Raw genomic sequence first — 25,770 nt, 5'->3', positions numbered from 1 at the left:
AAAATCAACCGGCGAAGGTGAAGACCGTCGCCAGGTCCGGGTCGATCTCCAGTGTGGGGTATTGCTCCCTGAGCGCCTTGCGCAGCGTGCTGGTCGCGACTTCCTGCAGGGTGGGCCCGGTGGTGAGCTGAGTGAGCAGTTCAGACGCGCTGGTGGGATGAGAATCAGTGGGCACGTTGTTTGACATTGGCAATTCCTTGGCAAGTGTCTGGCCTTTGAAGGGTAGGCATCGAAAGCGTCAAGGTAGTCAGCGTGGTGTTGGCGGGGACGGTAGATAGATAGCGGGCCGGCGTTCCGCTCAACCGCCGGCAGGTGCTCAGGTGAAAAACAGTAGCCGAGCCGACTCCTGGCTGACCTCGCTGCGGTAGTAGGCGATTTTCTGCGTGTCGCTCAAGCCTTTGGGCGTATCAGCTGCAGCGCCCAGGGCATGCTCCGCCACGGTTTTGAGGCGACCATACTGGTAGGCCCGGGGATGGGTCCAAGTGGCGCTGTAGTGAAAGTGGGCGTACCAGAGCACCTCATGCGTCTCGCTCTGGCTGATGGTGTATTCATCGAGGTACGTCGGCATGGCGCTTTTGAGGCGGCGCCGTGAGACGGTTTTCTTAATCTTGACCGCGTTGTGTTTTTTCAGCCAATCGAGCGCCTGTACGGTGGGTGGGCGTTGTTTGAGCATGAGCAACACTTGGTTGTTGCTACGCTGGTAAAGGTCTGTCACGGCGTCACCGAGGGCTTTATTGACCTTGCTGGCCGAAAAAGGATGGCTTTCGGTTTCGTTGCTCTGAGTGAGGCCCTCCTCGATCTTTGCGCCAATCACTTCCAGCTGGGCAATGTGCTGGTGAAACAAGTATTCGATGCCGATCGGGGTTCGCTCCACCTGGCTGGCCAGTTTGGTCATGCGTTCGAGAAAGGTGGGCAACCCATCGAGCAGCACCTGGCCCTGATTGACGCTGGCCTGCATATCCACTGGCGTCGGTGTGGGCGTGGACGTCGGCGTTCGCAGCCTTTCCACCCAGCTTCCCGGTGATTTTTCGTGATAAGTGGCGACGATCTTGTGGGTCAAGGGCGAGCGGATATCCACCAGCCCGGTGTCGTCGCCTGTGGCAGATAGGCGCGGCTCGCCAATGAGCATGCCGTTGTAGCGGGTCCTGATGAATTTTTTTTGCGGCTTGGGCGGCGTGGGTGGCGGAGAGGGACGCGAGCGCGCCCTATCCCGCTCCGCGCTGAGCAACCCAAGGTTGCTCAAGGCCCGTGTGCCGAACTCGGCAAGGTGGCGGCGCAAGGCCTGGATTTGGTCGGTGATGACATGCTCGGAGAAGTCATCGGGGAAGTCCTGCAGGCGCTCATCGAGAATCTGGAACTGTTCGATCAGGCTACTCAGGGTATCGATGCGTTCGTCGAGGCGCAGTCCACCGCTTTCATTCAGGGTATCGCGCAGGCATTGGATGGACACGTCGGCGGTGTCGACCAGTTGATCGATGCCGGCCCAGGCTGCGGGTTCCGTGGTCTGGGTGGTTTCCGTCAGGCAGAGGTTGCGCGCCAGGGTTACTTGCAGGGCCTTGAGATCGTCGCGTTGATAGGCTGGCAGCGAGCCTTTGGTCGTGCTGATCAGGCGTGTGCCGTCCTTGGACAATTTGTGCAGCTCACCGAAGCGAGTGTGCATATATTCCAGGCGTTGGATCATGTCGCGGTTTAACGCGCTCATCTGCCGGGCGTCTTCGATGTTGCGCTCATGGGCAGAGGCGGCCTGTTGTTCGATTTGCACCAGCACCGTGCGCAGTTTCGGCGTGAACCGGGTCAAGGCTTCACGGATCCCCGCACTGGTCAGTTCGACTTGAGCCTTGAGGTAACTGAGGGCCTTTTGCGGGTAGTCCGGCAGTGGCGCATGCACGTTCAATTCCTTGAGCTGTTGCAACGCGGTCTCGTATTGGTCGCGATGTGCCTCCAACGCCTGCAGGTAGGCCGTCCGGTTAGCATCCAGCGAGCTGGAAGGGCCGGTATCCATGGCCTCTCGGGCAAGGCGCAGGCTGGTCTGGCCGGTTTTTTTGGCTTCTTCGAATTCGCTCAACTGCTTGCGCAATTGTTCCGCGCGTTTCTTGGCCAGGCCTTCGGCCCTGCGGATCAGGTGTTTTGGCCCGCCACCGCGCAGACGCAGGCGGGTATCGACAAACCACTCGCCGCGACGGTTGCTGATCAGCAGGGGGCCAATACGATCAGGCTGAGTGGGGTCGACAATCATCACAGTGCCGTTTTCATCTACCCGCACCTTGAACCAGCGTGGCCCGACCGGTGCGTAGTAGTGCTCGCCCTGCGTGTAAAGATGCAGGTGCAGGCCCTCGGTGCTGATGGCGTCGCCCAGATCGGCGGGCTTGGCCACTTTGAACCGGTCGAGCACCGTGCCCAGGCGGGGTGCTGTGCGATTGATCGCGCCACTGGCGTACAAAGGGCTGGCGGCGCTTGCCGGCAATTCGTCGGTGGTGAGGTCGGTGAGTTTCTCGACCGTCAGGGCGACAGGCGCGGAGGGCTTAACGGAGGGAAGCTGGGGCTTGAGACGGGCGCCTTGTAGAGCCTGGCGCTGCGCCGCGCTGCGTGTCACTGCGTGAAGTGCGACCGCCATACCCAGGTTGAGCAGCAGGTCGGCGATTGCGGTGCCGGGAGACTGTTGCTCGGGATGCTCGACTGATTCGACCACCTGCTGCAATTGATCCATGACTTGCCATATCCAGGCGGCAGTGGAGAGGCCACGACCGAGAAAGGGCAGCGCTGCGTTGAGGATGAGCCAGCCAGCGTGCTTGAACGTGGCCCAGCGGGCTTCGGCATTCGAGACCGATTGCCGATCCGCCAACGTCACCAGCGCCGTAGCGTTGGCCTTGAACAGCGTGGCAAAAATGTCGTCATTCACCACCTGCTCGCCCAACGCGATAGGGCCGCTCATGACCCACAGTTTGTCCGGGTCGACCAGGAACTCGGCAACCGTCCAGGGCGAGGGCAGTGCGCCGGGGAACACGTACTGGTTGTAGTCGTTGCGCACGGTGTCGGGAAGCCAGGCCAGCACCGAGTCGCGCAGGCTGGCGGATTGTGCGATGGCGTAGAGCAGGTTGGTGGGCGTGGGGTATTGGGTCAATGGCTGGTCGAGCAGCGGGCGATAGAGCAGGCACGGTCCGGCGTGCCGATCCTGGGGGCCGATGACGAACATATTGTCTACCGGGTCCTGGGTCGCCTCGGTGCGGCGCTTGGGGACGAATGCCAGTTGGCGCAGGACAATCGGTTGGCCTTCCACTTGGCGCTTGCTGCTGTCGGTTTCCATCAGCGCCGATAGGTAGCGATAACCGCGCTCGTCAATCCCGGCCTCGCGGCGGATCTTGCATTGCAGGGCCAGCAACGGCAACTGAACCCGAAGGTGGGCAGTGTAGAGCTGCTGGCGGCGCGTCGACTCCTCAGCGTCGTCCAGCAAGGTGCGCTTGATCAGTGCCGGGTAGGTGCTGCCGATATTGACGCGCGTGATCAGGCTTTCGAGGTAGGTGACAGTCAACCAGGCGGGCAGCGCGCGGCCGTTCTTTTCGCGCAGGGTCTTGGTGCCCAGAGGCAGCGCGATCAGGTTCTGCAGGGCCAGGTCAGCGAGGTCGAAGACGCTGGTTTCGACTTGGCCCGGGACGGTGAAGGTACCCCAGACCACCAGGCTCTGGACCACGATCTCCAGCTTGTCCAGCATCAGGTTGGCGGCGTCGGGATGGGCCTTGAGCATTTCAGCTTTCAAGGCGTCGAGGGCGTACTGGCGAATGGGCGCGATACCGTCTTGGTACAACTTACCGGCATTCTGGTTGTGCAGGGCCGCCAGGTCCTTCAAGTGGCGTGAGTAAGCATTCAGGTCCGAGGTGGAGGCCTGGCTTAGCCAATCAGGGAGTTGCTGCTCGAACCATTCGAGGTTGGCGTCTGTCTCCTGGCCGTCGCTGGGTGGGGCGGCCAGGGCGGCATGGTCATTGCTGACGGTCACGCCGTTGGAAAAGTCGATACTGCCGATAGCCTTGATCTGCAGGGCAATCAGGGCACAGGCCAACTGGTCGAAGAAATTGCCCTCAGGCTCCAACAACCGCCATTGGATTTTCTTGCCGTGCATCGGGCTGCCCAGCTTCGCTGGCAAGGCCTGGCCCAACTGCTCGAGGGAGGCGTATTTATCGTACATCGGTGGCAGCGAATGGGTCAGGATGACATCGCGTCCGGCCTCCTTGCCAATCAATACGGCGACCAGGTCCCCGTCGTAATGGCTGAGGCTGCCGTCGTCCTGCACCCAGTCAATGTCGACCACGCAGGCGCGCAGGCTGGGGCGACTGGCCGGGTCCGGGGCGTGGAACAGCTGGCGCGCCAGGCGGCAATCCTCTGCGCTCCAGCCGGGCACCTGCTGCACATTCCAGAATTCGCGCAACACGCTCGACAGCTTGTGCCAGTGGGGGCCGTTACCTGCGGCACTGGACTGGTTCCAGAACACCAGCTGTTGTGCCTGGTAACCCCGCAGCATCACCGGCGCCAGGAGATTGAGCATGTAGGCGATGTCGCCGATACGCACGGGCAAGTGGGCGGGGGGCACGGTGAGCGGCTGTTGGGTCAGGAAATGCTCGCCTTCAATAAACAGGCAGGGTTCTTTCGTGATGGCCTGCCGGGCCAGGATGCCGGTCAGGGAGTGGTAGCGGGGCTCGGCGGCGAGCACCTGGTCCTCGACAACCTGCCAGACCGGGTAGACCACCATAGCGGTGTCGGGGTCGATATCCAGGTTGGGGTAGCGTTCGCGCAGCTGCTGGCGCAACAACACGGTGGCGACTTCGCGAAAGTCAGGGCCGATGGCCAGTTGCGTGAGCAGGGCGACAGTAGGGTTGGGGCTGTCGCCGTTTTGCGGTGTTGGCGTTGTAGGGGGGGTGGTCATACAGAGTCCTGGCGAGCATTAGGATGGAAACGCCCCGAGGCAAAGCCTCGGGGGGGTCCATGCTAGAAAGCGCTCAGCCAGGCAGGCGGTGCTTATGTCTCGGCGTTCAATCCAGCTCGCCGCACAAGTTGGCCTCGAGCAATGGCCCGATACGCTCGAAGGGCAGACCCGCACCGATCAAGGCCTGGAGTTTGCCGAACGCGGTTTCCCGGGTCATCCCGCCGCCCGACACCACACCTGCTTCGCGCAGGCGGCTGCCGGCTTCATAGACATCCAGCTCCACCCCGCCCTCATGGCATTGAGTGATGGCGACGACCACAATGCCGTGATCCCGTGCTTGGCGCAGGCTGGCAAGGAATTCGGGGTTGTCGCTGGGGCCGGTGCCGCTGCCGTAGCATTCCAGCACCAGCGCCTGAATGCCGCTGCCGATCAGGCTGTCCAACTGTGCCGCGCCGATACCCGGTACCAAGGGCAATACGCCGACTGTCGCCAGGGCCTTGGGTTGGCGGTAATCCAGCGCGCCCGGCAGGGATTCGGTACGCGGCACATCGCCCTGACGCTGCAAGGCGGCGAACGGATTGCGGCCGAAGCTACGGATCTTCGCGCAGCGGGTCGGCGCCATCAGCACGCCGTGGAAGAACAGGTGCACGCCTGGCGCCAAGCCTTCCCCCAAGGCTGCCAGCGCGCCACTGACGTTTTCCCAGGCATCGCTATCGGGTACGCCGGCAGGCAGCATGGAGCCGGTGAACACCACCGGCGCCGGCAGGCCCAGCAATTGAAAGCTCATGGCGGCGGCGCTGTACGCCAGGGTGTCGGTACCGTGCAGAACGAGTACGGCGTCGCAGCCCTCATCAATGGCCTCGACCACGGCAGTGCGCAGCTGCTGCCAGTAGGCGGGAGTCATGTTGGCGCTGTCGATCAGCGGCGACATTTCGCGAAAGCGCCAGGCGGGCACAGGCTGGCTGGCCAGTTGCTCGCGCATGCGCGCTTCGAATCCGGATGCGGGTGCCAGGCCATTGGCGCTGGCCTGCATGCCGATGGTGCCGCCGGTGTAGAGCACCATCACGTTGTTAGCTGGTTGCATAAAATCTCCTGAACGAAAAACGCCGCCGGGCCCAGAGCATGCCCAAGGCCGGGCGGCGTGTCATCTCTCTCTAGGCTGAGTGCGCTTAGCGTTGCGCTTGGGCGTTCAGTTCTGCCGATGCTTGAGCCGTTGGCTCAGGCTTCACCGGGTTCGCCGGCCAGGCCTTGCGATCCAGGTCCAGGTCAGGGAACTGGCTGGAGTCGAATACCGGGGTCTTGATACCCGCTGCGCGCTGGTTGTCGTAGTCGTTCAGGATGCGCATGGCGATCTTGAACAGGAACGCCAGGGCGAACAGGTTGACGAACGCCAGCATGGTCATGGTGATGTCGGCGAAGGCGAACACGGTGCTCAGGTTCTCGATGGAACCCCAGAAAATCAGCACCAGCACCAGTGCGCGGTAGCCCATCAGCACTTTGCGGTTGTTGCCCACCAGGAAGCGCAGGTTGCTCTCGCCCAGGTAGTAGTTGTACATGATCGAGGTGAACACGAACAACGCCAGGGCCACCGAGATGAACATGCGGCCCCAGTCGCCGACCACCGCCGCCAGGGAGTTCTGGGTCAGGGCAATGCCGTCGCCTTCGAAGCCTGGGGTGTAGAAGCCGGATAGCAGGATCAGCAACGCGGTGCAGGTGCAGATCACAAAGGTGTCGAGGAACACGCTGAACGCCTGCACCACGCCCTGGGCGATCGGGTGTTCTACCGAAGCCACCGCCGCCACGTTAGGCGCACTGCCCAAACCCGCTTCGTTGGCGAACACGCCGCGCTTCACGCCCATGATGATTGCGCTGCCTACCAGGCCGCCGAAGGCTTGGTCGAGGCCAAAAGCGCTCTTGACGATGGTCGCGAGCATGGCCGGTACGTGGTCGAATTGCAGCACGATCACGTACAGGGTCACGGCGATGTAGACCAGGGTCTTGACCGGCACCAGCAAGTCGGCGATCGAGGCGATGCGCTTGATCCCGCCGATGAATACCAGGCCCAGCAGTACCGCCAGGGCCAGGCCGGTGTAGGTGGTGTCCAGGCCGAAGGCGTTGTTCAGCGAGTGCGTCACAGCGTGGGCTTGCAGGCCGTTGAAGGCGAAGCCGAAGGTCACCAGCAGCAGGAACGCCATGACCATACCCAGCCAGCGCTTCTGCAGGCCGTGCTGGATGTAGTAGGCCGGGCCGCCACGGTAAGTGCCTTCCGCGTCGGTGCGCTTGTACAGCTGGCCGAGGGAGCATTCGATAAAGCTTGAGGACATGCCCACCAGCGCAGTGACCCACATCCAGAACACGGCACCGGGGCCGCCCAGGGTCACGGCGATACCGACACCGGCGATGTTGCCGGCACCGACGCGGCCGGCCAGGCTGAGCATCAGCGCCTGGAACGAACTGAGTTGGCCGGAACTGCTCTTCAGGCTGTCTTTGAACACCGAGAACATGTGGAAAAAGTGGCGCAACTGAACGAAACGCGAGCGAATCGTGAAATAACCGCCGAGCCCGACAATGAGCACGATCAGTACTTTCCCTGAGAGGAAGTCGTTGATGACTTCGAGCATGGAGTGTTCCTCGCTGATTTTTCTAATGGCAAACGCAGGACGGTCCGACACGTCGTATGGCACCAGGCAGTGCACGACGCTTCGACCCCAATCCTTTTGCGGGTGTTGTTATTCATGCGGTTTCGCGCTGTCCAGGACCTCGTTACCGACGATCTCTGACGCGAAGAGGGGCGGCACTATACCTAGGAGCGCGTGATCCGTCTGCACAGGCCGATTAAAGGTTTCAGCACGCTGGCTTCGGGCAAGGAGGGTTTGCGGGGCGATATTGGATTTTTTATGGGCGTCATTTCACAACCTTGAGGCAAAAAAAAGGGCCTGAAGAACGAGCCTTCAGGCCCTCAAAAGGTGAGAGGTGTCTAGTCCCTCAGCCTGGTGAGCGGTGCAACAAACGCTTAGGCCTTCAACGGGACCAAGCGTGGGGCAATCATGTTCTCGGGGCGCAGGATGTCGTCGAGCATGGCGTCGTCGAGCAAGCCTTCTTCGCGCACCAGTTCCAGCACGCCGCGGCCGCTTTCGAGGGCGATACGCGCGATGCGGGTGGCGTTTTCATAGCCGATGTAGGGGTTCAGCGCGGTGACCAGGCCGATGGAGTGCTCCACCAGTTCGCGGCAGCGCGCTTCGTTGGCGGTGATGCCGACGATGCAGTGCTCGCGCAGCATGTCCATGGCGCGTTGCAGCAAGCGGATCGAGTCGAAGATCTTGAAAGCGATCAGTGGCTCCATCACGTTCAACTGCAGTTGGCCGCCTTCGGCTGCCATGGTCAGGGCCAGGTCGTTACCGATGACCTGGAACGCCACTTGGTTCACGGCTTCCGGGATCACCGGGTTGACCTTGCCGGGCATGATCGAGCTGCCTGGCTGGCGGGCCGGCAGGTTGATCTCGTTGATGCCGGTACGCGGGCCGCTGGACAGCAGGCGCAGGTCGTTGCAGATCTTCGACAGCTTCACGGCGGTGCGCTTGAGCATGCCGGAGAACAGGACGAAGGCGCCCATGTCGGAAGTGGCTTCGATCAGGTCGGCCGCAGGGACGAGTGGCTGGCCGCTGATCAGGGCCAAGCGCTGTACGGCGAGGGCCTGGTAACGCGGATCGGCGTTGATGCCGGTACCGATGGCGGTGCCGCCCAGGTTCACTTCGGTCAGCAGCTCTGGCGCCAGGGTTTTCAGGCGGGCCAGGTCTTCACCGAGGGTGGTGGCGAAGGCGCGGAATTCCTGGCCGAGGGTCATCGGCACAGCGTCTTGCAGTTGGGTGCGGCCCATTTTCAGCACGTGGCCGAACTCGACGCCCTTGGCGGCGAACGCCTGGATCAGGCTGTCGAGGCTGGCCAGCAGCGCGTCATGGCCCAGCAGCAGACCCAGGCGGATCGCGGTTGGGTAGGCGTCGTTGGTCGACTGCGCCATGTTCACGTCGTTGTTGGGGTGCAGGTACTGGTATTCGCCCTTGTTGTGGCCCATGGCCTCCAACGCGATGTTGGCGATGACTTCGTTGGCATTCATATTGGTTGAAGTGCCAGCGCCGCCTTGAATCATGTCCACCACGAACTCTTCGTGGAAATCGCCGCGGATCAGACGGGCACAGGCTTCGCTGATGGCAGCGTGCTTGGCTTCGCTGAGCTGGCCCAGCTCGCGGTTGGCGTCAGCCGCCGCTTGCTTGACCATTGCCAGGCCGACCACCAATTTCGGGTAATGCGAAATCGGTACGCCCGAGAGGCGGAAGTTATTCACCGCTCGCAGGGTCTGGATGCCGTAATACGCTTGGGCGGGTACTTCGAGTACGCCAAGCAGGTCTTTTTCTGTGCGGAAAGATGCAGCGGAGGACATGACGGAAATCATCTCGATATGGACCCGGAACTGGCCGGAACGCTGCGAATGCTAGGCTTGTAGAACTTTTTGGGCCAATGCTGTTAAACACTGGCCTATGCACAAACGGCATAATGTCGGTGTGACCCGGTTATCATGGCGGGCGTGTGTGCCAAAATGGTGCGTACCCACGGGAGGCAGCAATGAACCTTGAAAGCAAATGGCTGGAAGACTTCAGCGCCCTGGCGGCAACCCGCAGCTTTTCCCAGGCGGCAGAGCGGCGCTTTGTCACCCAGCCGGCGTTCAGCCGCCGTATCCGCAGCCTGGAAGCCGCGTTGGGCCTGACCCTGGTCAACCGTTCGCGCACACCGGTTGAGCTGACGGCAGCGGGACAGTTGTTCCTGGTGACTGCGCGTACGGTGGTCGAACAGCTCGGCGAAGTGCTGCGCCATTTGCATCACCTGGAAGGCGGGCAGGGCGAGGTCATGCAAGTGGCGGCGGCCCACTCCCTGGCCCTGGGCTTCTTCCCGCGTTGGATCGCGCAATTGCGCAACGAAGGCTTGAACATTGCCACGCGGCTGGTAGCGACCAACGTCGGCGACGCGGTGCACGCGCTGCGCGAAGGGGGGTGCGACCTCATGCTGGCGTTCTACGACCCGGATGCCGCGATGCAGATGGACGCGGAAATCTTCCCATCGCTGCACCTGGGCAACACCGAAATGCTCCCGGTGTGCGCGGCTGATGCTGACGGCAAGCCGCTGTTCGACCTGGAAGGCGAAGGCAGCGTGCCGTTGCTGGCCTACAGCGCCGGTGCGTTTCTGGGGCGTTCGGTGCATTTGCTGCTGCGCCAGCGTGCGTTGCGCTTCACCACCGTGTACGAAACCGCCATGGCCGACAGCCTCAAGAGTATGGCCTTGGAAGGCCTGGGCATTGCTTGGGTGCCGCAACTGAGCGTGCGGGCGGAATTGGCCCGCGGCGAGTTGGTGGTGTGTGGCGGGCCGCAGTGGCATGTGCCGCTGGAGATTCGCCTGTACCGCTGTGCGTTGGTGCGCAAGGCGAATGTGCGGTTGTTGTGGCGCAAGTTGGAAGGTGGGGCCGCTGCCGAACGCGCCTGACTGTAGGAGCCGGCAAGCCGGCTCCTACAAGGAATGGGGGGGGCTTTCACTGACCTGAAAGTCAATAAAACCGCCGCTTTGCGCCACTGGACAGATGGTCATTCAAGGGGCTGTTTATCTGCATTATTACGGTATACTGCGCGGCCTTCGGCCGGTCCAACCGGCCTTAATTCGTACACCAAGCCACGCCGGATTTCCCGCGTGGCTTGTTGTTTTTTGACGCGCCTGCGGGCGCCCAGAGAGAAGAGGCACGACGATGAGTGCATTGGTTGGCGTGATCATGGGCTCCAAGTCCGATTGGTCCACCCTTAGCCACACCGCCGATATGCTGGAAAAACTCGGCATTCCCTACGAAGTGAAAGTGGTCTCCGCCCACCGCACTCCGGATTTGCTGTTCCAGTATGCCGATGAAGCAGAATCCCGTGGCATCGAGGTGATCATCGCCGGTGCCGGCGGTGCAGCGCACCTGCCAGGCATGTGCGCGGCCAAGACCCACCTGCCCGTGCTCGGTGTGCCGGTGCAGTCGGCGATGCTCTCGGGCGTGGACTCGCTGTTGTCCATCGTGCAGATGCCGGCCGGTATCCCGGTGGCCACCCTGGCGATCGGCAAAGCGGGCGCGATCAACGCCGCGTTGCTGTCCGCCAGCATCCTGGGCGCCAAGCACCCGCAGTTCCATGCGGTGCTGAAAAAATTCCGTGCTGAGCAGACAGACAGCGTGCTGGACAATCCAGACCCACGCATCGCCTGAGGTTGTTGACGATGAAAATCGGTGTAATCGGTGGCGGCCAACTGGGCCGCATGCTGGCCCTGGCGGGAACCCCGCTGGGGATGAACTTCGCTTTCCTGGACCCGGCGCCGGACGCCTGTGCGGCTGCCCTGGGTGAACACCTGCGCGCTGACTACAGCGACCCGGACCACCTGCGCCAACTGGCCGACGAAGTCGATTTGGTGACCTTCGAGTTCGAAAGTGTCCCGGCTGAAACCGTCGCCTTCCTGTCGCAGTTCGTGCCGGTGTACCCGAGCGCCGAAGCCCTGCGCATCGCCCGCGACCGCTGGTTCGAGAAGAGCATGTTCAAGGACCTGGGCATCCCGACCCCGGCCTTCGCCGATATCCAGTCCCAGGCAGACCTGGACGCTGCAGTCGCCAGCATCGGCCTGCCAGCCGTGCTGAAAACCCGCACCCTGGGTTACGACGGCAAGGGCCAGAAAGTCCTGCGCACGGCTGCCGACGTGGTCGGCACCTTCGCCGACCTGGGCAGCGTAGCCTGCCTGCTCGAAGGCTTCGTACCGTTCACCGGCGAAGTCTCGCTGATCGCCGTGCGTGCCCGCGATGGCGAAACCCGCTTCTACCCGTTGGTGCACAACACCCACGACAGCGGGATCCTCAAGCTGTCCGTGGCCAGCACCGATCACCCGCTGCAAGCCCTGGCCGAAGACTATTCCAGCCGTGTGCTCAAGCAACTGGATTACGTCGGCGTGATGGCGTTCGAGTTCTTTGAAGTCGACGGTGGCCTCAAGGCCAATGAAATCGCCCCACGTGTGCACAATTCCGGGCACTGGACCACCGAAGGCGCCGAGTGCAGCCAGTTCGAGAACCACCTGCGGGCGGTCGCGGGCTTGCCGCTGGGTTCCACCGCCAAGGTCGGTGAGAGCGCCATGCTCAATTTCATCGGTGTGGTTCCGCCGGTGGAAAAAGTCATCGCCATCGACGACTGCCATCTGCATCACTACGGCAAGGCCTTCAAGGCCGGGCGCAAGGTCGGCCACGCCAACCTGCGTTGCAATGACCGTGCGACCCTCGAGGCGCAGATCCTCAAGGTCGAGGCGCTGATCGCCGAGCAATAACCCAAGGATCGGCGGGAACCATTGGTTGCCGCCGTCTCTCTGATTGCAGGATGGCAAAGCCTGACTAGGCTTTGCCATGACTCACATTCAATCAGAGGGAAATGCCATGGGTATCATCGGAACCATCTTCATCGGCTTGATCGTCGGTCTGCTCGCGCGTTTCCTCAAGCCTGGCGACGACAGCATGGGCTGGATCATGACCATCCTGCTGGGTATCGCAGGTTCCCTGGTCGCCACCTACGGTGGTCAGGCCCTGGGCATCTACCAGGCAGGCCAGGGCGCCGGCTTCCTTGGCGCGCTGATCGGCGCCATCGTGCTGCTGGTGATCTACGGTCTGCTGCGAAAAAAATGATTTAGCGTCACGGCCCTCTGCGCTGCGCAGGCGCAGAGGGCTAGAATGCCGACACTGTTAACCTTGTCGAGCCTCTCCATGCGCCGTCTTCTGTTTACCCTCCTGCTACTGGGCTCTGGCCTGGTCCACGCCGGCGAACTGCCGGAAACCGACTGGCTCGACCTGATGCCGCTGTCGGATCAAAAAGCCCTCGAAGCCATGCCCGAGATCGATCACAACTCTCCCGAAGCCCAAGGCACGTTCACCGACAAAGGTGGCCTGAAACAGAGCAAAGGCTTGCCGACGGTGATGTATTCCACCAAGACCGTGGCCGCCATGAATGGCAAGAACATCCGTATCGGCGGTTATCCCGTGCCACTGGAAACCGACGCCAAGGGGCGCAGCACGCTGTTTTTCCTGGTGCCGTACCCAGGCGCCTGCATCCACGTGCCGCCACCGCCGCCTAACCAGTTGGTGCTGGTGCGTTATCCCAAGGGGCTGAAGCTGGATGATATCTACACGCCGCTGTGGGTCACCGGCACCCTCAAGGTCGAGAAGGTCAACAACGACTTGGCCGATGCTGCCTATGCCCTGGATGCCGGGAAAGTGCGGGTGGTCAAAGAGTCGGATCTTTAACCGGTTGTCGCCCCACGTAGTCCCATGCGGATGACGAGCGCGTCGATTCATTCTGGCAACGCTGGGTAAAATATCCTCCTGGCCTGTGGCCAATCCATTTCTGCGCGGTAAAGGTCCAAGCGCGAGCTTTCGCGAGCAGCAAGGGCTTGAGCGCCCGCCCCCTGCGATTGCTGTGCCGGTGTTCTAAGCTGGCATTTGGCGGGGACGGTGTGCGCGGCCTGTTCAAAGTGCATGTGAGCATAGGCCCACGGTTTGCCTTTGACCTTAATCTCGAACTCGTCCAGGAAGTTTGGGACTTTTGTCACTTTTTGGCTGCCAGGCGTTTGGATTTCGCGGGTACCTGCAGCTCGGTTCTGAGTTTTGCGGATATCCAGAACACCCCGCTGGCCGTGCAAAAACTCGAGAGCATTGGCATTGGGGGCTTGCTTGGAAATCAGATCCACGCGCAAGAGTTTCGCCATAAGATTCAAACGGGCTGCGTGCTCCCTGAAGTGGGCCACTTGCGCCAGCAGACCTTGTTTGGTTGCCTCATCGGTGATGTCAATGCAGGCTGCCTGAAGGTCATCGGCTCCCTGATTGAGCTTGGTCGCGCCGGACCTGATCAGGGCTTCGGCACCCGCTGGTTCGGCTGACCCTTTGGTTCTGAAAAAAACGATGAGGTCATCATGCTCCTCAATCAGGTTTTGCATTTTCCTGGCAGCACCTTCCAGCTGCAGGGTAATAGTCGCCTGGCTGGAAGAGGCTAACCCACTCGGTTCTTCGATTTGGATGGTCGATCTGATCCAGAGATTGTCTTCGCCGACCCTGATATAGGCGAAGATGCGTTTGCCATCGGGGTCGAGGACGTCTGCGACATCGTCATACCCGGCTCTGGGCTTGGCGAATACGGTGACAGGGGTGCGGGGCTGATGGCCGGCGATCATTATTGATACTTGATCTTTCGGCACAGGGTTTAGGTGCGGCTCTAGCAGGGGGGCGGAGGGCAGTGGTTTCGCTGTGCCAAACGGTGCGGAGGGCGCGCGTGAGGGCCCGGCTTTATTCACTGGGAGCTTTTCCAGGGTATCCAGCATGTGTTCCAAGTCTTCGTCCAGTAACGACTTAAACACCGTGGTCTGTTCGATTATGGTGTTAACGGCCTTACGTTTATTGGCAAAATAAACGGTGAACATTTCAGAATTTGCGTCTTGTTGACTTATGCGGCCGGTCTGCTCCAGCCGTTGAATGTGGTTTTGCTGAGCCTGCAAGTAGCCTTCCAGCCTATCAACGACTGCCGCATAGCGCGGGCTGAGGTTGTCAGCCGTTTCAATGGTACTGAGCAGTCGCGCCCTGCCGAGGTCAGGTGTGGAAACGAAATTTTTCGGTTCGAATATGGGTAAGGCGTTGTTCTTCGTGTGTAGCGTGAACAGTTCTTGAGTGGCATCCCAGTGCAACAGAGATCTATCAAGCAGCTGGTTTGTCGTTTCGAATACGGTCGATTTGGCCGCCTCTTCCAGCCGGGCTGTAGCGATATCCATCTTATCGCGCGCTTTCTGGTAGTAGGCGGCTTTTTCAGCATTCGCTTTTTTAATCTTGTCTATCCTTTTCATCCCGGCATACCCACTCTCGTCGACCGGCAGCCAACTCCCGTCCTTATTGACGACGCGGTAAGTTGGGCGAGTTTTATTGTGCGGGTGAACAATATGGAACTCAGCGTCACCTGTGAGGCTGTAGCGAGTGTTGACGACGTACCATTGGCCGCGTGCGCGAACATAGCTCTGCTGATTTTTTCCATCATAGACACCGTTGGCCCGACGGCTCAATTCCGCAGTTTGTTCATACGAGAGGGGCGCGATGTAGTCGTCAAGATCCGGAATTCGTTGCAGGCCCTCTGCCCCCATTGGAATGTACCGGGGGCCGAACACGGTATTGGTCAGTGGGTCGATCAGACGATACTCGGGCAACAGGTCGGTGCCGACACTGCGTAGGGGAACACGGTCCACGCCGGCCACGGTGAACAGGCTGTCCTGCGGTTCAAGGGGTTTCCAGACTCGCGGGTCTACCGACTGTAGCGTTCGGCCAGTGGATGCGATCGTTGGTTTGCCCAGCGCTTTTCTGAACAACGCCAGGCCTGCATCTACCTGACGCCCAACTGCAGCGCTGAGCCGCAACACACCTAAGCCTGCGAGTTTGAGCAGAGCTGGCACCGCTTCCAGCGGGTTTAGCTCTCTGATGGCGCCCAGTAAAAACGTTTTGGTGAGGGTTGCGAATTTCGGTAGCGCCGCCTGAAAACTGATTCTTCCGGCTTGTGTAATCAAGCGTGCCGAACCGCCGACGTATTTACCAATGGGAGCCGCGAAGGAGATCAAGTCGGTGAACAATGACAACGCCCCTCTCTCCACGCGTTGCGGATCGCCCGAGGCGATGTCCTCGACGCCGCCCCAGAAGGGCACCAGCATCTTGGTGTAGTAGAGAAAGTCGTCGACGGTTTGTTGCGCGGTATCAAGCACGTCAACGTTACGCTTGGCGGTCAATTTGAGCTGAGATTCGTCAGTGTGAAATAGATCATTGGCAACGATGGCTGCCAGTGCTCGACTGCGCACTGAAGACAATGATTGTGCTTCCCTCATAGTTTCCGAAGGGGCGGGTGCGGTGGCGGGTAACACCTGGCCGATTTGCTCGGCGATCACCAGGCTGGACACACCGTCTCGGGGACGACGGCCGTGTTGGTAGGCTTCCCAGTCGAACGGCATGGAGGTCGCGCGCCGAAAGGTTCCTTTGCTCGAACGGCTTGAGCCGCCTGTTGTTTCCACGACAACATTGCCATTGATTGTCAGCGTTTTAATCTTCGGGCGTGCGCGGATGATTGCCGCCCGAGGGAACACCTCATAATAAGTGGTACGGTGAGTGGTGCCGTGCTTCACTTGGGCCCGGATGATGAAGCCGTGGCGGCCTCTGGCGGCAGCGATGTTCTGCGCGTTTTCTTGCCCAACCTGCAGGCCGCGAATCTCTTGGCGCAGGGCATACAACGTTACCTCGCCGTTTTCGATCGCGGTGCGATCAAGCAATGGCAGGTTGGGCAGCAAGGCCCTGATCAAGGTTTGATAGGCTGCTTTGACACCGCTCAGGTAATCTCTAAACCCCACTTCGAAAGCGTCATCCGAGGTGAAGCTCCAGCGGCCAGGTGGTGCTTGAGAAATCGTTTCGGTTGCCTGAATCATTTCCTGTTCGTGTTGCTCCAAGGCTTCTACAGCCAATTGGATTTGTTCAGGAGTGAAATCAGTTTTTGCCGACGTTAATACGCCATTGGCTTGGGCCCATTCCAGCGTTGGCCCCAATCTCGCTATCGAGATGACCATTTTTTGCTCGGGCGTCGCATCCCGGCTTGCTGTCGCGAGTAACTCGAGCAATTGTTGGAAGGTCATGTGTTGCGCAGCGTCGGGTGCAATGGCTTGCGCAAGCATCACGCCAGCCTTGAAATTCACCCAGGCGATGGAGCTGGCGTAACGCAAATCGTCGGGAATGCCTCTCACCCAGATTTCTGCAGCAGAACCCCGTTGCAGCAGGCGCAGGGCCAGATGTACACCGCCGGGCGTGAGTTTGTGGTTGCGGATCAGGGACCGCTCAATTTGTTCACGAATATAGTCATAGCTGTGGCCCCAGTGGCGTGGCGTTGCTATTTCTTCTCCGGCGACGGTCACTCGCGCGGGGTCTGCAGGGCGTTCAAAATGCAGCCAAAGTGCCCGCCAGACCAAGCCGCGCAGCACTTTTACCGGTGGTGTTTCATCTTGGGCTGTATACCAGTCCAGTGCCTTTACCAGTTGTTTTCCCAGCTCAAGGCATTGCGGGGTATTGAGCAACTGTTCGAGTACCACCGTTGGTGTCTTCAGTGCCTGTGCTTCGCGTTGTGGCGTCAGGAACGCTTCGATCAGTTGTTTGAATATCAGTTTTTCACCTGTCGTTTGACGATGAATAAGCAGCTGTTGCAGGCTGGCATCTCCTTGCTCGTCAATGAGTTCATCAAACGGCAGCCTGTCGTCATCTATCTCTAGCGATAGCGTGGCGGCGCGCTCCTGCAGTCGCTCAATCACCAGTTGGAGCGGGCTATCGGTGGCGATGTGGACACCGTAGAACTTGAGTGCAAGATCAAACTGGACAGTACCGTCCTCTCGAATACCATCACCAATGTCGCGCCGCGCCGCTATCAGAGTGTGAACATCATTTCTCCAGTACGTGGGCACTTCGCTCAGGGGCAGCAGCTTGCCCTGAATGGTAAAGCGAGTCAGCGGCGAATCCACAATAGCTGGCTGGTTACTGATGAGCTTTGCGAGTATGGTCCAGGCGCCCAAACCGGCCTCGGTCTTGCTCGGCCATGTGCTTAGCCAGGTTGTAAAGTCGGTGTCATTCTTAAGCTTCTGCAAGACGGTCACGGCCTGCGCGCAGGCTTTGTACAGCGGAGATTGGCGATGAGGTGTAAAGAACTGATGTGCCAATGGCTGCGGTGCAGTCTGTGCCTGGAGGCTTTTCAACTGTGCGATCAAGCCAGTGAAATCAATTGATCGTTCGGTTTGTTGCTGTATCAGCCGTTGCTGAGCGGCGCGCGTCGCCTCCCTGCGTTGTGCGCTGAGGGCTAAGAGTGGGCGGGCGTGTCGTTCGATCGCCTCGCTGAAATCCAGCAACGGTGCAAGGTTCGCCGACTGGTTGATCCGTTCAGCTACGCTGCCCTGGGCGCTGCGGCTGACGGACCAGTGATGTTCGATATCCTGGCGTTGCTTGGTGATGAGCAGGCTGATCTGATGCTCGAAAAAATCCTCGACGGCAGTGACAGGAAGCAGGTTGACGCTCCCATCCTGGCTGGCTCTTTGCGTCAGGCCTTCGAATGCCGAATGTTGACGATGAGCAACGCTGATCAGCAGTTGCTGACGCCCATTTACGTTTTTAAGCCGCTCCCTTAGATGCGTTTTCAGCGCCGTCGGGCTGGAAAATTCAGCCAGACGTTGGCCTGGCAGGTAGAGCACCGTGGGGTTGACGGTTGAGTGTTCGACCGGTGGCCATGTGCTGATGGCGAATGCCCCGACCAGCGGAATGCCGTCGGTCTGCGTTGTATCTTGCAAGCTGAGGTGAAAGATATTTAGAGTTTCGGGCGAGGTGGCTGTATTCAGTTGCCGTACCAGTGCAACGCTTGCGGGCTCAAGTGAGGCTGTTTCAAATCTCAATGATGCCTCGCACTGAATCAGCCGCGCGACGGTTTTAGCGATGAAGCTTTGATTGGTTTGCTCGGTTGCGCTGCGAGTGGCGTTCCAGTATCGATTGAGGCTATTCAGATAATAGTCAGGTTCCAGCAAGGTATTTATCAGGGTTCTGATGGTTAGCTGGCTTGTGTCGTCGAGCCGAGTGAATGTGTTTTTTTTATAGATATAGAAGTCATGACGCGGGCTGTAATAATCCGGAGTTCGACATTGATGCAAGGCGTCATTTACTAGGGTTATCAATGCCCTGTCGTGCTCAGTGGGCGGGTCAGTCAAGGTGTCTTCTGGGGATTTCAGGTAGATGTGTTGGGTTGAGTAACGATCAAACAATCCGTTGATCTCTTCCAATACCTGCTTGTTTGCGCAAAAGGTCAGTGAGGGCTGAGCGTTAAGTGTCGCGATAAGTGTGTTATTGCACGTGGCCATGAGTTCGGCCACGTCGGCGGGGGGCTGTTGCAGTACTTCCTGGGGAGAGGGGGCCATCGTGTTGCCTCTGCTATAAGATGCGGTTTTCGCACTTTAGCGAGGCTGTTCTGGCATACGGACCTACATAGTAATGTCATCGTACCCCGTGTCCCGGACGTCAGCCGTGACGTTTACGAGGGTTTGGCAGTGATGCTTACCTGCAGTGTGTGCCTTTCACTTGGCGCCAACACCACCACATCGTCGAGTACATTCGCCGTTTCGATGCACAACATGCCTGTCCACCCATCATCGGCCATGTCATCAAACGCCTTGGCGCGTTCGGTCCATGGGTTCCAGATCACTGTCGATTTCGAACCCTCGGCAGTGAGCTGAATGCAACGGCGCCAGTCTTTGTCGACAATATTCAGCTGGGACGGCGTATCGAGGTAGATGCGATCAGTCTCGGCGGTGAAATGCAGCAGGCCGGATTGTGTCTTTTCGGTCCAACCATCGGCGGTGTCGATATAGGCATGCCCGTCCAGTCCTTCGACCTGCACATTGCGCACATCGCTTACAGCGAAGTAGGTGTGCAGCGCCTGGCTGAGGGTGACGGTGTCGGTGCCACGGTTGTGGCTGGTCAGGCGGATATGCAGTTGCTCATCCAGCAGCAGGCTCAGTGTCAGGTCAACGTGATGGGGCCAGCCAGGAAAGCCGCCTGCCGGCACCGGCAGTACCAGGTCCACGCGTAGCGCTTCACCTTCAAGCTCGGTCGCGGCCAATTCCCACAACGCGGTGCGCACAAAGCCGTGGGCGCCGGCTGGTTGCTCGCTCTGGCGCATCGCCTTCACGCTCTGCGGGTTACGGTCAAACACGCCAAACCACGGCCAGCACACCGGTACGCCGGTACGAATGCCCTTGCCCTGTTTGAACACCGCTTGAGGATTCGGCCAGATCAGCGGCTGCTCGCCGGCGCGCTGGTAACTGAAGATATGCGCGCCCTGTTGGGCCACCATCAGCTCGGCGCCGTTGTGGCGGATGCGCCAGCAATCCAGCTCGTCGATTTTCACGGTTTCAACGTGGGGCGTCGGCATAACAAAGCACTCTTTATGGCAGGCAATGGGGCAATTGACCGTTAAAACCCGGTGAGGTTTAACGTGCGCGCGACGGCACCGAACGCGTGCGACCGCTGCCATCGATGGCGACGAACACGAATACCGCCTCGGTGACCTTGCGCCATTCGCTGGACAGCGGGTCATCGCTCCACACCTCGACCATCATCTGGATCGAGCTACGGCCGATCTCCAGGGCCTGGGTATAGAAGGACAGCTGCGCGCCCACGGCAACCGGCACCAGGAACGCCATGCGATCGATGGCCACGGTGGCCACGCGGCCGCCTGCGACCTTGCTGGCCATTGCGGTGCCAGCCAGGTCCATCTGCGCGACCAGCCAGCCGCCGAAGATGTCGCCGAAACCGTTGGTTTCACGCGGGAGTGCGGTGATTTGCAGGGCGAGATCGCCTTGCGGGATAGGATCTTCTTGTTCGAGTTCGATCATGCCGAGGGCCTCTGACCCGTAACGCTTCATGGGTATTTCAAGTGGATAGCCGTCTTCGAAAAAAACGTTTCAGCACCAACATACACCGCGTGATGCGTTTCTCGTAAGGCGTACTAAAGGGAAACTCTGCCAAATCGGCTGGATGGCACCCAACGACGTTTTGGCACAGCAGCCCCTCAAGACTGCGGTTCTTGCGCTTGCAAGGGCCGAGTATATCGAGACCCTGGCGCCACGACGACCTCTGGGCGCTCATTTGGTCGGCAAATGGCGGCTGTATCGCGGCTTTTTCCGGCAACTGTGCTTCTGCGTGCAGATAAAGAGCAGGAATGTGGAATATTTCACGGGCTGGAACTGTTATCCGCTCGACGCTGTGCTTTTTCTAGCGATTTGCTATCTTGCCAAACCTGCCGCAAGTCCCGCTTGCCGTCCTGATTACTATAAGAGAAGCCTTGCCATGTCCTCCGTGCCCGCAAGCAGTGCGCAACCTTCGCGCCCGCTGACCCGCAACGACTACAAAACCCTGTCGCTGTCTGCCTTGGGCGGGGCGCTGGAGTTTTATGACTTCATCATTTTCGTGTTTTTCGCCACCGTGGTCGGGAAACTGTTCTTCCCCGTGGACATGCCCGAATGGCTGCGCATGATGCAGACCTTTGGCATCTTCGCCGCCGGCTACCTGGCACGTCCCCTGGGCGGCATCATCATGGCGCACTTCGGTGACCTGCTGGGCCGCAAGAAGATGTTCACCTTGAGCATCTTCATGATGGCCGTGCCGACCCTGATCATGGGCCTGCTGCCAACTTACGCGCAGATCGGCCTGTGGGCGCCGGTCCTGCTGCTGCTGATGCGTATTATCCAGGGCGCGGCAATCGGCGGCGAAGTACCCGGCGCCTGGGTGTTTGTCTCCGAGCACGTTCCGCCACGCCATATCGGCTATGCCTGCGGCACCCTCACCAGCGGCCTGACGGCCGGGATCCTGCTGGGCTCGCTGGTGGCCACGGCGATCAACACTATTTATAGCCCGGAGCAGGTCTCGGATTACGCCTGGCGTATCCCGTTCCTGCTCGGCGGCGTATTCGGCCTGTTGTCGGTGTACCTGCGCCGCTGGCTGCATGAAACACCGATCTTCGCCGAGATGCAGCAACGCAAGACCCTGGCCGCCGAGCTGCCATTGCGTGCGGTACTGCGTGATCACCGGGGTGCGATCGTGCTGTCGATGCTGCTGACCTGGCTGCTGTCGGCCGGTATCGTCGTTGTCATCCTGATGACCCCGACCGTGCTGCAAACGGTCTATCACTTCAGCGCCACCGTTGCGCTGCAGGCCAACAGCCTGGCCATCGTCGCCTTGAGCCTGGGCTGCATAGCCTCGGGTGCCCTGGCGGACCGCTTCGGTGCTGGCCGCGTGCTGATCGTCGGTTGCGCGCTGTTGCTGGCAACCTCCTGGACCCTCTATCACAGCCTCATCGCTCACCCGGACTGGCTGTTCCCGCTGTACACGCTGACCGGTCTGTTTGTAGGCACCATTGGCGTAGTGCCGTACGTCATGGTCAAGGCCTTCCCGCCGGTGGTGCGTTTCAGCGGGTTGTCGTTCTCCTACAACGTGGCCTACGCCATTTTCGGCGGCCTGACGCCGTTGGCAGTGTCGCTGCTGATGAAGGAAAGCCCGATGGGCCCGGCCTACTACGTTGCCGTCTTGTGTGTGATGGGCATGTTGGTGGGCGGGTATCTGTGGAAGCGTTCGCGCTGATTCCTTGACATGCTCGCTCCCGCGCCCTGCGTGGGAGCGATTGCAACTCCTCGCTGCGCCCCTTCACCTTGCCAATAGTGGCCTTTCATCTAACTGTCACATTGCAGACATAGAGTGTTCACACGGCCTCCCGATACTTGGCCCCGATCCAACTATCCCTATCTGCTAGGAGCAAGGCATGAAACTGAAACGTTTGATGGCGGCAATGACTTTTGTCGCTGCTGGCGTTGCGACCGCCAACGCGGTGGCCGCTGGTGTTGATCCGGCAATTCCGGCTTACGTTAAGACCACTGGTGTGTCGGGCAACTTGTCCAGCGTCGGTTCCGATACCCTGGCTAACCTGATGACCTTGTGGGCCGAGGGTTACAAAAAGGAATACCCGAACGTCAACATCCAGATTCAAGCTGCTGGCTCCGCTACCGCACCACCTGCGCTGACTGAAGGCACCTCCAACCTGGGCCCGATGAGCCGCAAGATGAAGGACACCGAACTGGCGGCCTTCGAGCAGAAGTACGGCTACAAGCCCACCGCTATCCCGGTTGCCGTGGATGCCCTGGCCGTGTTCGTGCACAAGGACAACCCGATCCAGCACCTGACCATGGAGCAAGTCGACGCGATCTTCTCCTCGACGCGTCTGTGCGGCGGCAAAGCTGACGTGAAAACCTGGGGCGACCTGGGTGTGACCGGCGACCTGGCCAACAAGCCGGTGCAACTGTTCGGTCGTAACTCGGTATCCGGCACCTACGGCTACTTCAAAGAAGAAGCCCTGTGCAAAGGCGACTACAAGCCAAACGTGAACGAACAACCGGGCTCGGCTTCGGTCGTGCAGTCGATCAGCTCGTCGCTGAACGGCATCGGTTACTCGGGCATTGGCTACAAGACCGCCAGCGTGAAAACCGTGGCCCTGGCCAAGAAAGGCAGCACTGACTTCATCGAAGACACCGAAGAAAACGCCCTGAACGGCAAATACCCGCTGTCGCGTTTCCTCTACGTGTACGTCAACAAAGCCCCGAACAAGCCTCTGGCCCCGCTGGAAGCTGAGTTCGTGAAGCTGGTGCTGTCCAAGCAGGGCCAGGAAGTTGTGGTGAAAGACGGCTACATCCCACTGCCAGCCAAAGTCGCCGCCAAGGCCCTGGCTGACCTGGGTCTGAAAGAAGGCAACTGATTGCCTCTGCGGGGCCGGCCTGCCGGCTCCGCATCCGAATTTTCTAGTCCGCTGCCAGCCTAGCTTCGCGGCGGATTTGTTGCGTCACTGCACTGTCATCTTTCTGTCATACAGGATCGCTAGGGTGTGCGCATGAATGATCTGGCCAATTCCACCATGACGACGACTTCTCCCCCCAAGCGCATTGACTTCAATACGCCTGAGTTGCAACGCAAGCGCCGCATTCGCGCGCTCAAGGATCGCCTGACCCGTTGGTACGTGCTGGTCGGCGGCCTCGCCGTCCTCGGCGCGATCACCCTGATTTTCTTCTTCCTGGCTTACGTCGTCGCGCCGCTGTTCCAAGGTGCCTCATTGACCAAGGAAGACGCCCTGACCCCGGCCTGGATCCAAGACGCCGGCAAGCCGCTGATGATCTCCCTCGAAGAACAAAACCAAGTCGCCATGCGGGTTTCCGACAAGGGCCAGGCGCTGTTCTTCAATGTGGAAACCGGCGCTGAACTCAAGCGTGTCGACCTGCCACTGCCCGCCGGCACCAGCGTTGCGTCTATCGGTGAAGACCAGCCCGGTAGCCCGCTGGTGATCCTCGGCCTGTCCAATGGCCAGTCCCTGGTATTCCGCCACACCTATAAGGTGTCCTACCCGGACGGCAAGAAAACCATTACCCCCGCGATCGAATACCCCTACGGTGAAACGCCGATCGTGCTGGATGACGCCGGCCGCCCGCTGGAGCATGTGGCCCTCAACGCCACGGACTCGTCCTTGGTGATTGCAGGTTCCGCTGGTTCGCACTTGAACGTGCTGTCCCTGAGCCGCGAAGAAAACATGATGACCGGTGAAGTCACCAGCGAGCAGAAGCGCATCGAGTTGCCGCAGATGACTGAGCCTGTGAAGGCGATCTTCATCGACCCGCGCCAGCAATGGCTGTATGTGATCAACGGCCGTGCCCTCGCCGATGTGTTCAGCCTGCGCGACAAGAGCCTCAATGGTCGCTACAAATTGCTGGAAGACGGCAATGCTGAAGTCACCGCCAGCACGCAACTGGTGGGCGGCATCTCGCTGATCATTGGTAACTCCAAGGGCGGCCTGGCCCAGTGGTTCATGGCCCGCGACCCGGATGGCGAGCAGCGCTTCAAGCAGATCCGTACCTTCCAGATGGGCGCTGCGCCTATCGTAGAAATCTCCGCCGAAGAGCGCCGCAAAGGCTTCACGGCCCTAGACGCTTCCGGCAAATTCGGCGTGTTCCACAGCACCGCGCACCGCACACTGCTGGTGGACCCGGTGGTCGATGGCCAAGGCATGTACGGCATGTCGCCACGCGCCAACCGCGTGATCGTCGAAGCTGGCGGCAAGCTGCAACCGCTGCTGCTCGACAACCCGCACCCGGAAGTGTCCTGGAGTGCACTGTGGAGCAAGGTCTGGTACGAAAACTACGACGAGCCCAAGTACGTCTGGCAATCGACCGCTGCCAACACCGATTTCGAACCCAAGATGAGCCTGGCCCCGCTGACCTTCGGCACCTTGAAGGCGGCGTTCTACGCCATGCTGCTGGCTGCGCCACTGGCTGTTGCGGCAGCGATCTACACCGCCTACTTCATGGCCCCGAGCCTGCGCCGCAAGGTCAAGCCGGTGATCGAATTGATGGAAGCGATGCCGACGGTGATCCTCGGTTTCTTCGCCGGCCTGTTCCTGGCACCGTATGTGGAAGGGCATCTGCCGGGCATTTTCAGTCTGCTGATGCTGCTGCCGATTGGCATTCTGGTGGCCGGTTTCGTCTTCAGTCGCCTGCCTGAATCCTTGCGCCTGCGGGTTCCCGATGGCTGGGAAAGCGCGATCCTGATTCCGGTGATCCTGTTCGTGGGCTGGCTCTCGCTGTACATGAGCCCGTACCTGGAAACCTGGTTCTTCGGCGGCGACATGCGCATGTGGATCTCTCACGACCTGGGCATCACCTACGACCAGCGCAACGCTCTGGTAGTGGGTTTGGCCATGGGCTTCGCAGTGATCCCGAACATCTATTCCATCGCCGAAGATGCCGTGTTCAGCGTGCCACGCGGCCTGACCCTGGGCTCGCTGGCCCTGGGTGCCACGCCGTGGCAGACCATGACCCGCGTGGTGATCCTCACCGCCAGCCCGGGCATCTTCTCGGCGCTGATGATCGGCATGGGCCGTGCTGTCGGCGAGACCATGATCGTGTTGATGGCCACCGGTAACACCCCGGTGATGGAGATGAACCTGTTCGAAGGCCTGCGAACGCTCGCGGCCAACGTTGCGGTGGAAATGCCGGAGTCGGAAGTGGGCGGCAGTCACTACCGCGTGCTGTTCCTCTCGGCGCTGGTGCTGCTGTTGTTCACCTTCATCATGAACACCCTCGCCGAGCTGATCCGTCAGCGTCTGCGCAAGAAATACTCGTCGCTTTAA

Annotated in this window: 16 protein-coding genes; 8 read left to right on the top strand and 8 right to left on the bottom strand. The window is 60.2% G+C overall.

What is annotated here, in order from left to right:
- Positions 1-4: 4 nt before the first annotated feature.
- The 5 genes from KUA23_RS29750 to aspA form a co-directional block, all read right to left on the bottom strand.
- Positions 5-187, bottom strand: a complete 183-nt coding sequence (locus KUA23_RS29750; protein ID WP_252993244.1) for a hypothetical protein — start codon at positions 185-187, stop codon at positions 5-7.
- 129 nt (positions 188-316) lie between these two features.
- Positions 317-4,915 (bottom strand): dermonecrotic toxin domain-containing protein, encoded by a 4,599-nt coding sequence (locus tag KUA23_RS29745; RefSeq protein WP_346356363.1) that lies wholly within the window; start codon positions 4,913-4,915, stop codon positions 317-319.
- Between the two features lie 106 nt (positions 4,916-5,021).
- Complete coding sequence (locus KUA23_RS29740) at positions 5,022-5,999, bottom strand: asparaginase (RefSeq protein WP_252993242.1); 978 nt, start codon at positions 5,997-5,999, stop codon at positions 5,022-5,024.
- 85 nt (positions 6,000-6,084) lie between these two features.
- Complete coding sequence (locus KUA23_RS29735) at positions 6,085-7,536, bottom strand: alanine/glycine:cation symporter family protein (RefSeq protein ID WP_078050779.1); 1,452 nt, start codon at positions 7,534-7,536, stop codon at positions 6,085-6,087.
- 392 nt (positions 7,537-7,928) lie between these two features.
- Positions 7,929-9,353: an aspartate ammonia-lyase gene (gene aspA / locus KUA23_RS29730; RefSeq protein ID WP_017135792.1), complete on the bottom strand. Its 1,425-nt coding sequence runs from the start codon at positions 9,351-9,353 to the stop codon at positions 7,929-7,931.
- A gap of 182 nt (positions 9,354-9,535) precedes the next feature.
- Here aspA and KUA23_RS29725 point away from each other — a divergent pair, with 182 nt between their 5' ends.
- The 5 genes from KUA23_RS29725 to KUA23_RS29705 all read left to right on the top strand — a co-directional run bounded on the left by KUA23_RS29725 (position 9,536) and on the right by KUA23_RS29705 (position 13,259).
- Positions 9,536-10,447, top strand: coding sequence for a LysR substrate-binding domain-containing protein (locus KUA23_RS29725; RefSeq protein WP_078050778.1), 912 nt, complete (start codon positions 9,536-9,538; stop codon positions 10,445-10,447).
- Positions 10,448-10,703: 256 nt separating this feature from the next.
- Complete coding sequence (purE, locus tag KUA23_RS29720) at positions 10,704-11,195, top strand: 5-(carboxyamino)imidazole ribonucleotide mutase (RefSeq protein ID WP_003176980.1); 492 nt, start codon at positions 10,704-10,706, stop codon at positions 11,193-11,195.
- Positions 11,196-11,206: 11 nt separating this feature from the next.
- Complete coding sequence (locus KUA23_RS29715) at positions 11,207-12,292, top strand: 5-(carboxyamino)imidazole ribonucleotide synthase (RefSeq protein WP_252993241.1); 1,086 nt, start codon at positions 11,207-11,209, stop codon at positions 12,290-12,292.
- Positions 12,293-12,398: 106 nt separating this feature from the next.
- Positions 12,399-12,644: a GlsB/YeaQ/YmgE family stress response membrane protein gene (locus KUA23_RS29710; protein WP_015886585.1), complete on the top strand. Its 246-nt coding sequence runs from the start codon at positions 12,399-12,401 to the stop codon at positions 12,642-12,644.
- A gap of 78 nt (positions 12,645-12,722) precedes the next feature.
- Positions 12,723-13,259 (top strand): DUF3299 domain-containing protein, encoded by a 537-nt coding sequence (locus KUA23_RS29705; protein ID WP_252994317.1) that lies wholly within the window; start codon positions 12,723-12,725, stop codon positions 13,257-13,259.
- A 47-nt stretch (positions 13,260-13,306) separates the two neighbouring features.
- Here KUA23_RS29705 and KUA23_RS29700 read toward each other — a convergent pair whose 3' ends face one another.
- The 3 genes from KUA23_RS29700 to KUA23_RS29690 form a co-directional block, all read right to left on the bottom strand.
- The gene (locus KUA23_RS29700; RefSeq protein ID WP_252993240.1) at positions 13,307-18,967 is read right to left on the bottom strand and encodes a hypothetical protein; all 5,661 of its coding nucleotides are present in this window, start codon (positions 18,965-18,967) and stop codon (positions 13,307-13,309) included.
- Positions 18,968-19,080: 113 nt separating this feature from the next.
- The gene (locus tag KUA23_RS29695) at positions 19,081-19,980 is read right to left on the bottom strand and encodes a D-hexose-6-phosphate mutarotase (RefSeq protein ID WP_252993239.1); all 900 of its coding nucleotides are present in this window, start codon (positions 19,978-19,980) and stop codon (positions 19,081-19,083) included.
- A 58-nt stretch (positions 19,981-20,038) separates the two neighbouring features.
- On the bottom strand, positions 20,039-20,443 hold the full coding sequence (locus tag KUA23_RS29690) for an acyl-CoA thioesterase (protein ID WP_003176975.1): 405 nt from the start codon (positions 20,441-20,443) through the stop codon (positions 20,039-20,041).
- Positions 20,444-20,897: 454 nt separating this feature from the next.
- Here KUA23_RS29690 and KUA23_RS29685 point away from each other — a divergent pair, with 454 nt between their 5' ends.
- From KUA23_RS29685 to KUA23_RS29675, 3 genes are all read left to right on the top strand, one after another.
- On the top strand, positions 20,898-22,187 hold the full coding sequence (locus tag KUA23_RS29685; RefSeq protein WP_214497147.1) for an MFS transporter: 1,290 nt from the start codon (positions 20,898-20,900) through the stop codon (positions 22,185-22,187).
- Positions 22,188-22,365: 178 nt separating this feature from the next.
- The gene (locus tag KUA23_RS29680; protein WP_032884460.1) at positions 22,366-23,352 is read left to right on the top strand and encodes a phosphate ABC transporter substrate-binding protein PstS; all 987 of its coding nucleotides are present in this window, start codon (positions 22,366-22,368) and stop codon (positions 23,350-23,352) included.
- A gap of 384 nt (positions 23,353-23,736) precedes the next feature.
- Positions 23,737-25,770, top strand: coding sequence for an ABC transporter permease subunit (locus KUA23_RS29675; RefSeq protein ID WP_177409535.1), 2,034 nt, complete (start codon positions 23,737-23,739; stop codon positions 25,768-25,770).

This window comes from Pseudomonas pergaminensis, from assembly GCF_024112395.2.
Classification (GTDB): Bacteria; Pseudomonadota; Gammaproteobacteria; order Pseudomonadales; family Pseudomonadaceae; genus Aquipseudomonas; species Aquipseudomonas pergaminensis.
The sequence above is the reverse complement of the archived record's forward strand: the minus strand, read 5'-3'. Positions and strand labels throughout refer to the sequence as shown.